At 38.6% G+C, this 12,080-nt stretch carries 14 protein-coding genes and 1 riboswitch; all 14 genes read right to left on the bottom strand.

Annotated elements, in window-relative coordinates:
- Nucleotides 1-9: 9 nt before the first annotated feature.
- Nucleotides 10-711 (bottom strand): LutC/YkgG family protein, encoded by a 702-nt coding sequence (locus ACFQ3N_RS02835; protein ID WP_390359346.1) that lies wholly within the window; start codon nt 709-711, stop codon nt 10-12.
- 3 nt (nt 712-714) lie between these two features.
- A complete protein-coding gene (locus ACFQ3N_RS02830; RefSeq protein WP_390359344.1) occupies nt 715-2,145 on the bottom strand; it encodes a LutB/LldF family L-lactate oxidation iron-sulfur protein in 1,431 nt (476 codons plus the stop codon).
- A 14-nt stretch (nt 2,146-2,159) separates the two neighbouring features.
- The gene (locus ACFQ3N_RS02825) at nt 2,160-2,879 is read right to left on the bottom strand and encodes a (Fe-S)-binding protein (RefSeq protein ID WP_390359342.1); all 720 of its coding nucleotides are present in this window, start codon (nt 2,877-2,879) and stop codon (nt 2,160-2,162) included.
- A 105-nt stretch (nt 2,880-2,984) separates the two neighbouring features.
- Nucleotides 2,985-3,800 carry a sulfite exporter TauE/SafE family protein gene (locus tag ACFQ3N_RS02820; RefSeq protein WP_390359340.1) on the bottom strand — a complete coding sequence of 272 codons (816 nt, stop codon included), beginning with the start codon at nt 3,798-3,800 and terminating at the stop codon, nt 2,985-2,987.
- A 465-nt stretch (nt 3,801-4,265) separates the two neighbouring features.
- Nucleotides 4,266-5,186, bottom strand: coding sequence for a type II secretion system F family protein (locus tag ACFQ3N_RS02815; protein ID WP_390359338.1), 921 nt, complete (start codon nt 5,184-5,186; stop codon nt 4,266-4,268).
- 4 nt (nt 5,187-5,190) lie between these two features.
- Entirely contained in the window at nt 5,191-6,168 is a 978-nt protein-coding gene (locus tag ACFQ3N_RS02810) for a type II secretion system F family protein (RefSeq protein ID WP_390359336.1), read from the bottom strand.
- Entirely contained in the window at nt 6,165-7,601 is a 1,437-nt protein-coding gene (locus ACFQ3N_RS02805; RefSeq protein WP_390359334.1) for a CpaF family protein, read from the bottom strand. The genes ACFQ3N_RS02810 and ACFQ3N_RS02805 overlap by 4 nt, the downstream gene beginning before the upstream one ends.
- Before the next feature lie 15 nt (nt 7,602-7,616).
- The gene (locus ACFQ3N_RS02800) at nt 7,617-8,429 is read right to left on the bottom strand and encodes an AAA family ATPase (RefSeq protein WP_390359332.1); all 813 of its coding nucleotides are present in this window, start codon (nt 8,427-8,429) and stop codon (nt 7,617-7,619) included.
- 29 nt (nt 8,430-8,458) lie between these two features.
- A complete protein-coding gene (gene cpaB, locus ACFQ3N_RS02795; protein WP_390359331.1) occupies nt 8,459-9,133 on the bottom strand; it encodes a Flp pilus assembly protein CpaB in 675 nt (224 codons plus the stop codon).
- A 9-nt stretch (nt 9,134-9,142) separates the two neighbouring features.
- Entirely contained in the window at nt 9,143-10,054 is a 912-nt protein-coding gene (locus ACFQ3N_RS02790) for a pilus assembly protein TadG-related protein (protein WP_390359329.1), read from the bottom strand.
- A 10-nt stretch (nt 10,055-10,064) separates the two neighbouring features.
- On the bottom strand, nt 10,065-10,436 hold the full coding sequence (locus ACFQ3N_RS02785; protein ID WP_390359327.1) for a TadE/TadG family type IV pilus assembly protein: 372 nt from the start codon (nt 10,434-10,436) through the stop codon (nt 10,065-10,067).
- Nucleotides 10,433-10,948, bottom strand: coding sequence for an A24 family peptidase (locus tag ACFQ3N_RS02780; protein ID WP_390359325.1), 516 nt, complete (start codon nt 10,946-10,948; stop codon nt 10,433-10,435). The genes ACFQ3N_RS02785 and ACFQ3N_RS02780 overlap by 4 nt, the downstream gene beginning before the upstream one ends.
- Nucleotides 10,949-11,037: 89 nt before the next feature.
- Nucleotides 11,038-11,217, bottom strand: coding sequence for a Flp family type IVb pilin (locus tag ACFQ3N_RS02775; protein ID WP_390359323.1), 180 nt, complete (start codon nt 11,215-11,217; stop codon nt 11,038-11,040).
- A 28-nt stretch (nt 11,218-11,245) separates the two neighbouring features.
- Nucleotides 11,246-11,590 (bottom strand): DUF192 domain-containing protein, encoded by a 345-nt coding sequence (locus ACFQ3N_RS02770; RefSeq protein ID WP_390359321.1) that lies wholly within the window; start codon nt 11,588-11,590, stop codon nt 11,246-11,248.
- A gap of 231 nt (nt 11,591-11,821) precedes the next feature.
- Nucleotides 11,822-11,905: riboswitch (cyclic di-GMP riboswitch) on the bottom strand.
- Nucleotides 11,906-12,080 lie beyond the last annotated feature (175 nt).

Here is a 12,080-nt window from a genome sequence, read left to right as displayed (position 1 = left end):
CAGTGATAATTACCGGTCCTCCACCAATAGATATACTGCCTTAACCGGTCCATGCACCCCAACAACAATGTCCATCTCAATATCAGCACTATTGCTGGGACCAGAAATAAAATTGATACACGTTGCAATTTCCTTGCCTGCCTTAACAAGTCTATGAATCTCATGAGTAGCTTGGGTCATTCGTGGTACGATTGAAGACTTTGGAACAATAGCAATGTAGGTAGTCGGCAACAGACTTACGGAACGAGCAACATCTTTATCATTGAATTGAACAATCGTACCTGACTCGGCCAAGCTTATATCACTAAAAAATATTCCCAAGTTAGCTTCTTTAGCTTTTTCAATATTTTCTTTACCTACTGCCGTGTCCCATATATGCGTTTGGCTATTATCAAATGCAGATGTAAGCCCGTATTCTGCAAATCGAGCATCCTTTGTTGTGACAATAGACCCCCCACCATAATCCTTGATAACCTTTTGTATCGTTTCAGCTAACATCGATTGGTCTGTTTCCACCACATCAACATTCTTGGCTTTACTGTTTTTTTGAAGAGTAGCCAATAATTTCTCTGTGGAATCATGTTTGTAAACCTCCCATTGTGGTAGGTGCTTCCACTTCGGAAGGGAAACATGGTCTTTTCGCTCCCGACCAAGCTTATCGGCAACTTGATTTAAAAAAGGTTCTTTATTGTAAATGGTACCTTTGGCCATTGGCTAGCGCCTCCCTTTTTGGTGTTTCTTAAACCAGCTTCTAAAATTATCTTTTCCTGGTGCCGGAAATTCACGAATAGCTGTCCACGGTTTCATTGGCCCTGGTCCTTTTGTGACTTTTCCATCTTTTACGAACGGCTTCAGGAATGTTGGTGCACCTTTAACAGCTATTTGAAATAGAGATGGTGTACTTGCACCAATTCCAAATGCTTTCATCGCTACCTTTTCACTTGTTTTTGCCATCGATTGATTCACATAATTTTCCCGATGTTTGATTAATTGTTCGTGGAGTGGGATTTTAACAGGACAAGCTTCCGTACATGCAGCACAAAGACTGGATGCAAAAGGAAGTTCTCCATATTCCTCATAACCGCCAAGAATTGGGGATAGTACTGCACCGATTGGCCCTTGGTAAATCGAACCGTATGCATGCCCACCAATGTGCCGGTAAACAGGACAAACATTTACACAGGCCGCGCATCGTATACAATGAAGAGCCGATTGAAACTCTGTACCTAACGCATTCGAACGTCCTGCATCCAAAATGACAAGGTGAAATTCCTTTGGTGCGTCAACACATTCTTCCTCCACTCTAGGAGTCAAATTCGTCACATACGTGGTTATCTTTTGCCCCACCGCACTTCTGCTTAATAGATTTATTAAAACATCCAGTTCCTCCCATGTTGGTACCAACCGTTCCATACCCATTACCGTTATCTGCGTATCCGGGTAAGTTGTGACCATATTAGCGTTCCCCTCGTTGGTTGCAAGCGAGATAGAACCAGACTCCGCGACAGCAAAGTTGCAACCGGTAACCCCAATATCGGCCTCCATAAATACCTCGCGAAGCTGACTTCGGGCGAAAGCTGTTAGTTCACGGGGTTCTTCCGTACCGGTGTACCCTACTTTTGTTTGGAAGGTGTCGCGAATTTGCTCTTTATTTTTATGAAGTGATGGAACAACAATATGAGAAGGTCGATCTTTATCGTCCACCTGCAAAATATATTCAGCAAGATCGGTTTCATGTACACGACATCCAACTTCTTCCAACGCTTCATTTAGACCAATTTCTTCGGTAACCATTGATTTTGATTTGGTCACATTTTTGGCGTTTTTTTTCTTTGCAACTTCTTGAATATAGTGGTTAGCGTCTTCTGCTGTTTTAGCAAAATATACATGTCCACCAAGTTCAGCAAAATTTTCACTTAACTGATCCAGGTAATAGTCAAGGTTTTCTAACGTATGACTGCGAATTTCTTCACCCGCACTCCGCCATTGCTCCCAATCACCAATTTGTTCATCTCTTTCGGTAGCATCAAGTTTTTTATCACGTAACCTGTCCTGCGCAGATGCCATAGCATTACGCATGAAATCATCCTGCAACCCATCATCTACCCGATCAAAAAATGACTTTTCTCCAATTTTCATTGGCATATATACTACCTCCCTTAGGCAAGTGTATTTAATAGTTGAGCAATGTGCTTCACTTCAATTGGTAGTCCTTTACGATCAATCCGTCCTTTTATGTTCATAAGGCAACCGCTATCAGCAGCAATCAGAACATCTGCTGAAGATTCTTCAACATGCCTAACCTTTTCATCAACCATTTGTTCCGAAATAGGTACCATCTTCACCGCAAAAGTACCCCCAAAACCACAGCAATCATAGCTGTTTTTAAGTGGTAGTAATTCAAGACCTCTTATATTTTTCAAAAGTTTAAATGGAGCCTCTGTCTCCTTTAGCAATCTGAGCATGTGACAAGAAGTATGATATGTAGCACGTGCTCGATAAACAGCTCCCACATCCTCAACGCCGAGAACATGTACAATGAATTGCGTAAACTCATAGGTTTTCTCTGCAACAGCTCTAGCCCTTTCCTGCCATTCGCTGTCCTCTTTAAACAGACTTGGATACTCTTTGACCATTGCTGCACAGGAACCAGAAGGGGCTACAATGTATTCAGAGTCTTCAAAACTGGTAATCATCTGTTTTGCCGCCTTTTGAGCGTCTTTTCGATAACCACTGTTATATGCAGGTTGACCACAACATATCTGTCCTCCTGGTAAATCAATTTCACAACCAAGTCTCTCTAGTACTTCCACCACGTCTTTAGCAACATCCTGATAAAATATTTCCCCAAGGCAAGTGACAAATAAAGACACTTTCATTAGTATTCACTCCTTTTAAATCTTAGTAAGAAATTCAGTTAATCCTACCTCCCTTTCTATGCATCTACCTGCTCATACGCGTTAATAATCTTTTTGACACCCCTATCAATTTGAACCTAAAATCAATCGAATACCCGCTACTACGACAAGGATCCGAAACACGACCATAACTGTCCTGGTTTTCAACTTGTTGTTTAGCCATGCACCGCATTTTCCACCAAACCATGCTCCGGGAACTAATGCTATCGCATAAAACCATTCCACATTCCCTAACGTAATATGTGCTATTGAACCGGAAATTGCGGATAAGAAAACCATAAACATAGAAGTTGCTACTGCAATCGAAACTGGGAAACCAAATACTAATAACATTAACGGCACCATTAATGCTCCTCCACCTATCCCGAAGAGTCCAGATAACATACCTATGAAAAAACAACATATAATTGCCACAATAGGAGAATATCTATAAATCAATACGTTACCAGAACCTTCTATATAATAGTGTGGTATTCCTTGATTCATGATGCCAATTGGTCTCATCGATTTCTTAAACGTCATTATAATCGAAATAATGATCATTAAAACACCAAATAATAGAGAAAATAGGCTAACATCAACATGTTTGTTTACCACAGCACCAACATAAGCACCTGGACCACTACCGATAAAAAATATCATACCACTCATGAAATCAACTTTTTTTTGTTTGAAATATGATAATGTTGATGATAATCCAGTAGTCAACAATACTAAAATAGTTGTTCCTACAATTTTTTGAGGACCCATTTCATTAAGTATATCAAAACTATTATCCAGGAATAAGAGAGTCGGAACGATAATAATTCCTCCTCCAAGTCCTACAAGGCTACCAAATGTCCCCCCAATAATTCCTAACAAAAACAATAAAAACCAAATCACTTTTTCCACCTCTCAACTGATAGCGCAGATAATGATATAAAAATACTGTTAATCCTTTACTCTCAGATTAACAGTATTTCAAATGACTCAATCAGTCAACGTTAGTTTTACTAGCATTATATTTCTCAGTTTTGCGAACTCAAATAGCATCAGTACCAGGAACAATATCCTTATATCGTACTAGCATACTTGCATGGCTAAAGCTTGTTCATTCCCTTCCAGGATGACGTCGTTGATCTGATTCACAAGCGGTCACATATAATAGTTGTACAGGTACAATCATGTTATTCTCTTTTTCTTTCATTTATGTCGTCGTATGTATTAGTAATAATATAACATATCTTTGTCCCGAATTTTCTTGTACTTCTTTCTCCCACACACAAACGCCTACACCTTCTATAAAACTAATGATCTGCTTTCGACATATTTCAACATAAACCAGGAAGTGACAGGCACCCCCCAAAACTACAACAATGTCTCAATCAGATCAATCACTACTGGCCCTAATATAACGATAAATATACAAGGGAAGATAAACAACACGAGTGGGAAAAGCATTTTGATTGGTGCTTTCATTGCTTGTTCTTCTGCTCGTTGCTTCCTACTTTCCCTGATTTCTAGAGACTGAACATTTAGGACTTGTACCATCCCAATCCCCAGTTGCTCGGCTTGAATAATGCTACCTATTAATGATTTTACATCATCAATAGTGACACGTTCTCTCACACCCGTGAGCGCTTCTCGTCTTGTTTTACCTAAACGCATTTCTTCTAAGCACCGCTGGAACTCCATTGATAGCACGCCATCTTTTTTAGAAACCACTTTACTTAACGCAGAATCAAAACCTAAACCTGCTTCAATACTAACGGTCAACAAATCCAAAAAGTCAGGCAGTTCTCTAAGAGCTAACTTGTTCCTTGCTTGTGTTTTTTGTTTCAAGTAGAACGACGGTAAAAAAGTAGCAATAAACAATCCAAACATACAAAAAAATACGATAACGCCAAAAGATAATTGCAACAAAAAGCCATACAATCCAAATATCAATGGAAGCAAAACAAACATTGCCAATTGAATGATGCGAAACTCAACTGGTGTCATGCCAAATGGATTACCTGCTCTGAGTAGTTTGATATCAATTTTATCTCTTTTTTCACTGGATAAATTTCGTTTAAAAATCTGTTTTAATTGTTTCCAAATAGGAGATATTATTCTGCTTGAAAATGACCGCTTTTTGATTTCATCGGTTGGCTTGCTTGTTTTCACCTCTACATCGGTTTGAAATGTGGACGCAATTCTCCTTTTAATCCGCTGCTTCTTCTCTTTTCGCCAAGCAACTATACCAAAAACAAGTAAGAAAAGTGTTAGTAAATAGGTCACATACAGCATGACATTACACCTCTATTGTCGTTATTTTTTGAATTAGGAAGAAACCAACAGAACAGGACACTACCGCACCTATCATGAGTCCAATTCCTAGTGGATGGGTGAATAATTTTCCAATATATTCTGGCTGCATCAGATAAAGGAGAAAACCAATGCCTACTGGTAACAGACCAATAACTGCTCCGGACAACTTTCCTTGTGCCGTTAACGTGCTGATTTGCCCTTGAATCTTAATTCGATCTCTAATCGTTTGTACAATCTTTTCCAAAACAGTGGCGAGATTTCCACCTACTTGTCGTTGAATAAGAATGGCTTGAATCATTAAATACAAATCCTCGCTAGGCATACGTTCATACAGATTATTCAACGCTTCATCCATGGTTGTGCCATATTGCATTTCCCGCAAAACGGTTTCTATTTCTTCTTTCATAGGAGATTGCGCTTCTGCTGCTACTGATTTGAGTGCTTGTGGAAAACTAAAACCTGCTTTTAAGGCCCCGACTACAGAAGCGATCATTTCAGGTAAGGCATCATTAAATGACTTAGCACGATTATGCTTTTTCCTTTTGATAATTATCTTAGGGATTAGGTAACCGATTATTACGCCAAAAGGTACGATAACGATGTGGTCAACGATTATATAAAGAATACCCGTACTTAAACAAACTGAGATCCACTGAAAGATGACGTATTCCTCCGGCTTTAGTGGTACTCCAGCTTGGTATAATAATAGCTCTAATTTCTTGTTTCTATCTTTCGTCAACAACTTTTTACGGACACTTTGCTTGGTAAAATCCAAGTTAAATTGAAGACGCAACTTTTTCTTAGGCTTTTTGTCTTCCTTTTCCACGTTTTCTGGATCGGTAAAATAATAATTAATTCTCTTTTCCATTACGTTTTGTTTAGCTGGAACTAAACGTTGCAAAATAGCCTGGAATAACAAGAAAATGGACAGAAAAAATAATACGAGCATCAAGCCTTTCATATAGTCTCCTCTTTTTCAATAAAGACATCCGGCGAAATGAACATACCTGAATTCTCCATTCGTTCATAAAATTTCGGACGGACTCCAGTCGGCACTAATTTCCCAATCACTTTTCCGTTCTCGTCCAAGCCTTTTTGATCGAAGGAGAAAATATCCTGTAAGACAATAATATCGCCTTCCATTCCTTGAACCTCCGTTATTTTGGTGATTTTCCGTGACCCATCTTTCAGTCTAGATTGCTGAATAATCACATCAATGGCACCAGCTATTTGTTCCCGGATTGCCTTAATGGGAAGATCTACTCCCGCCATAAGTACCATGGTTTCCAGTCGTGAAATCATGTCCCGCGGGCTATTCGAGTGACCTGTCGCAAGTGAGCCGTCATGACCTGTATTCATGGCCTGAAGCATATCTAATGCCTCAGCACCACGTACCTCACCAATAACAACCCGATCTGGACGCATTCTTAGTGAGTTCCGTACTAAGTCGCGAATCATAATCGCACCTTTTCCTTCAATATTGGGAGGTCTGGATTCTAAGGAAACAACGTGATCCTGGCCTAACTGAAGCTCTGCTGCATCCTCAATGGTTACAATTCGTTCATCACTTGGGATGAAATTGGATAGAACGTTTAACGTAGTTGTTTTACCTGACCCAGTCCCACCACTAACAAACATATTTAATCTAGCTTTTACACAAACGTCTAAAAAAGTGGCCATTTCATTTGATAATGTACCAAAATGTACAAGGTCATCAATGATAAATGGGTCTTCAGAAAATTTCCGAATCGTTATGGTTGGTCCATTTAATGCTAAAGGCGGAATAATCGCGTTTACACGAGAGCCATCAGGCAAACGAGCATCAACCATAGGACTGCTCTCATCAATACGACGTCCTAAAGGGGCAACAATTCGTTCAATCACATGCATGACATGTTCATTGTCCCTAAACGTTACATCTGTGTGAACGAGTTTTCCATTTCTTTCACAATAGACTTGGTTTGGCCCATTAACCATTACTTCTGAGACTTCTTCATCTAAAAGAAGTGGATTGATCGGTCCGAATCCAGTTAAATCATTACTAAGCTCTTCCACGATCTTTTTTCGATCAACCGATCCGCGGAATGATTCATCTTCCTTCATAATTTCAATTGCCATTTCGTCAATTTTTGGAATGATGGCATCAATATCATCTTTGTCCTTCATTTCTTGCAATATTTGCTTATGTAATAAACTTTTCAGCTGTTTGTGCTTTTCACTTTGTTTTGATTCAACAGGTTTCTTTGAGGCCTGCTTCTTTGGAGGCTTCTCTGTTTTAGTCACCTCTTGACTAACGGAGGATTGTTGAACAGGACTGTCAGTAGCTTTCACTTTTGTTGGAACCGTTGATCCCTCATTACCTCTTTGTTGAATTCGATTAAGAAGACTACTCATACACCAGTCCCTCCTTTACTTTTTTCTGGAAAATAATTTTGACCGTTTTTTACTTTTTCTAACTTCATTCGAAACACCATGATTAGAAATTAATTTCTCAGCTATTCTAAAGAACGCTTTTGATAAATTTGATTTTGACCGACTAATAACTAAAGGAATTCCTAGATTTAAGGATTGGGAGGCTGATTTAAAATCATTGGGGATAAATATCGTGTCTTTAGATCCTAGCATATCTGGGACGTCTTCTGCTTTAATTAGACTGTCCATATCATATCGATTAACAACTAGAATAACCTTTTCACGGATCCCTAGCTTCTCTAGTGTTTCCAGCATTAGCCTTGTGCTTTTTAAAGCTGTCATTTCCAAATTAGTGACGACCAGTATTTGGTCAGCTTGTTCCAGCACATCCAAGGTCTGTTCCTGGATACCCATACCTGTATCAACAACTAGATAATCAGATTGTTTCCGTAGCATATCAACTACTTGCAACAATGCATCGGTGGTAACGAGTTCGGCAAATTCTGGTCTTTCTGGGGACGGTAAAACACTGACACCTGATGAGTGGGCAGTTAAATAGTTATTAATAGAGCTTTCGTCTATGCTTTTCAATTCACCCACAACATCTTTCATGGTAAAAGACGGTTGCAGATCCATAGCTACACTTACATCTCCAAATTGAAAATCAGCATCTAACAGGTTTACATTTAGATTTTTTTTGCTTAAGGCAATAGCTAAATTAACTGAAATTAGCGTTCTGCCTATTCCTCCTTTTGCACCACAAACCGCTATTGTTTTACCATTATCCACTTGTTGTTTTATTTCTGCCATTAAGCTTTCCTCCTTGATACGACAAACGCCTAATCCTGAGAACCTGAGGAGATAGTACTGGGATGCAATGTAAAGTGAATGTTCCCTGTTGCGGACGCATTGATTAACATATTTGCATCATTAGGCTCTAGTTCTAACGTTACGGCACTGTACTCTGAATAAGTTGATTCATTTTGTGGTGGATTCATTTTCCTACCTACAGCAAGGACACGAATATCTGAAAAGATCTCCTCAGAAATGATTTCATCATCATCGTTAGTTTCAGTTAAGAAAACATCCACACGATCCTCAGGTTCAATCATGTTTGTAACGGATTGAACATGATTAACTCCGATGGAAACCGCTCTATATCCATCCTGTATTTTAAGTGACAGCAACAAATTCTCATCTTGCTGATCTTTCACTCGATGTGCTACGACAATTTCACCTTGTTCCATTACTGCAGTTGAAATTTTACCTTCAACTTCAGAAATTTCCGAAACCGATTGTGGGTGAATATTTTCCTTAATCACATTAACCACTTTAAGTACTTCAGCGGTAATAACCTGGTTTTCCGCTATCTTTTCTTTCGTTTGGACAACTTGAACGGTCTCTTGCTGTTGGACAACCTCTTCTGTTTCATACTGTTTGGTATAATTAAAAAATAGAATTGTTGTTATGATTCCCATGATTAAAGCTAAAAGGAATATTATTCTTGAACGCATGTCTGTCACCTACTCCGTTAATTTGATGCTATAAGCTCCACGATTCACTGCGCCCGTTTCCGTAAAGCCTGTACCTGTTCTTTCGATAAAAATACCTGGAACCGTATCATCGTCCGCTTCAATAGTAGTCGGATCCAAAAGATAAAAATAAGCAAAGCCAGTAATTTCAACTTGCTTAACCTTACCGCCATCATCATTATATGGTTTATATACTGGAACTAATAAAATTCTAGCACAATTTCGATCATTCATGTCATCACATTGATTTATTTTTTCTTCTACTACCTCACTAGTTTTACCTGAAATATTCCCTGATTCTGTATTAACAATGTCACCAATTGCCAATTCTTCATCGAATCCATTTCGAAATGTCTCTTCATATGTTTTCGCTCCTGGGCCATCTAATCCCAAAATACCAAACTCACCATAGTCAGAGTCTCCTGAACCAACTTTTAAGAAATGTGTCTCACCGTATTCAAAATTATAATCTTCTTCAACACCTAACGGGACGGCACCTACAGCACGTCCCATGACACCAAGACCAGCTGTTGCATCAACACGTACATCTAATGTATCAATACCAAATAGCTTTAGAAATGAAAGAGGAACTGTTTTATTCAAGTTAACTTTTACACTATCTTTCATTGTAATATCTACTGGACCAAGTGTGTCTTGCTCATTGTGTTGTATGGTAATATCATCCACGATGTCTCTAACATCTTGTTCATCCTCAGAAGTTAACTCCTGTGCCCCAGATAAGACGGCTGCATTTGCTATCTTTTGCAACTCTGCTTTATTCATATAAATGGTGCCACCATCAATAGCAAGACCTGTCATTCCCATTAGACCCGTAAATGCAAATGCCACAAGGACAAGTACACTGCCACTTTGTTTTAAAAAAATTTCTTTTAACTTTTTCATGCGAATCCCCTCACTCTACACGAATAGTTGAATCAACACTAAGTTCAATTGGATCTGTAAAAAGTGGTGTTAGAGGTTGATAGGGGTATGTTAACGTTATGGTTATATATTCCCCAGACACACGCTCATCTGGTGGAGGAAGAGGTTCGACAGTCAGCTTTGTACCATCGCCGGCATTAAAGCTATTGCGAGCTTTTGTTTCAATTTCATCAAAAGTCCCCCCTAGACCTGCTACTCTTACTGATTCCTGTCCAGAAAAGTGAAGCGAAGAATATTCAAAAGTCAACTTACCCACATCGAATATACCGACTAATAATAGTAAAAGGATCGGTATAACTAACGTAAACTCGACAATTGATTGCCCTTTTTCCTCACGAATCATAGTGATCCAACTCCATTAAGCATAAATGTCATTATGGCCCCACCCGCAATCGCAACTCCATAAGGAAAGGTTGCTTGAAGCCCATCTTTGTTAGGCTTAAGAGAAGGTTTGATACCGTATCTGATGCCGCATAGTGATTTGAAGATAGCTTTAAAGCGATTGAATACACCTTTTTTAAATAGTAAAACGATTAATCCAATTACTCCGCCAATCAAACCCATATATATAGCTGAAATAAATACAAATGATGCTCCTTTAACTGCTCCAACTAAAGCTAACAGTTTGACATCACCTGCTCCCATGCCGCCCATCAGATAAGGAATCAATAGAATGCCAAGCCCAGTTAGAAAACCTAAGAAACTTTCCAAAAGACCTGACCACCCATAAAGGATTCCATTTAATAGAAAGGCAAGAAGCAATGCTGGAAAAATGACTTTATTATAAATTTTTCGTGATTTCAGGTCTGTTATGACGCTGATTACTAAAACTATTAGTAATAATCCATTTAACAAGTCAATGCTCCCCTTTCTAATGTTATTGGTTTACAAAAACAGCTTTACATGTGTAAAGCTGTTTTTGTTAAAATATAATCCTTAGATCTTTATGAACCAAATCCACCTGTAATTTTAGAAGTTACGTCACCAATAATTACTGATAGTTGGTCTCCAAAAGCAACAAGTACACCAATAGCTCCAACAGCAATTACTCCCAACACGATCGCATACTCAGTCATACCTTGTCCTTCTTCTTCTAAAAACAAGCCTTTTAATTTGTTAATCAACATAATCTCTCCCTTTATTAAAGTTTTTTTATGATATAAAAATAAGTTCATCTCCGACTTTTGTTTCCGTTCTACCAGTGGTTCCTGTTGGTAATTCAATAACAGAAACAGCGTCAGCGTAACGTCCTCCAACTTTTCCCGGAGGTAATGCTTCATCAATTGCAACTACTATGTTTGCTTTGTTTAGGTATATAATATCGATGGAGTAATTCATGAAGAACGTGTGTACGGATTGACAGGGTCTAATGTGTACACCAGTACCTGATTCAAGTTTATCCGTAAACATCAAGCCTTTTAACCTCTTAACGAAACTGTACGCTTGATTAACTGTTTCGGCGATCACTTTATCATTACTCAGGTTTACTAGCTTCAAAGATTCACCTCCATGTATATTAGAAAACTTGGCTTATCGCCAGCCTTAATGGCGAAAGCCTAAGTTGCACTGTAGATAAAAAAGTTTATACTTTATTATCTACTAAAAATAACCCCGCCTCTACCGAAAGCGGGGTTTCCAAGTGACTTCGACAATTAACAAGTTTATGCAGTCATTTATGTAAAATCCTGCCAAACTAATTCAATTATCAAATTACACTTTCCCTGATCTTTCGGTAACTGGCTAGCTGCGTGTATATTCACAGCCCCTATAGTTTTGCGTCGCCGGCTTGCACCGGGTTTGCCTTTATCGAGATTCAGAAATATTTATTTTCCGACTCATCTCTTATATGCATCATAAATCATTATGTGAATATATACATCCTACAGAAGTACTGATTTTGACAAATAAGTTCTTATATCGGTAAAGCATGGCATAAACACTGGATTCTTGCAGTATTAAATCAAGCTTAAACTAAAAGTAATGAAGA

The sequence above is a fragment of the Virgibacillus byunsanensis genome (genome assembly GCF_042675965.1).
Lineage (GTDB): Bacteria > Bacillota > Bacilli > Bacillales > Amphibacillaceae > Virgibacillus_R > Virgibacillus_R byunsanensis.
Note: the sequence above shows the minus strand (reverse complement) of the source record. Positions and strands in the feature narration are given on the sequence as shown.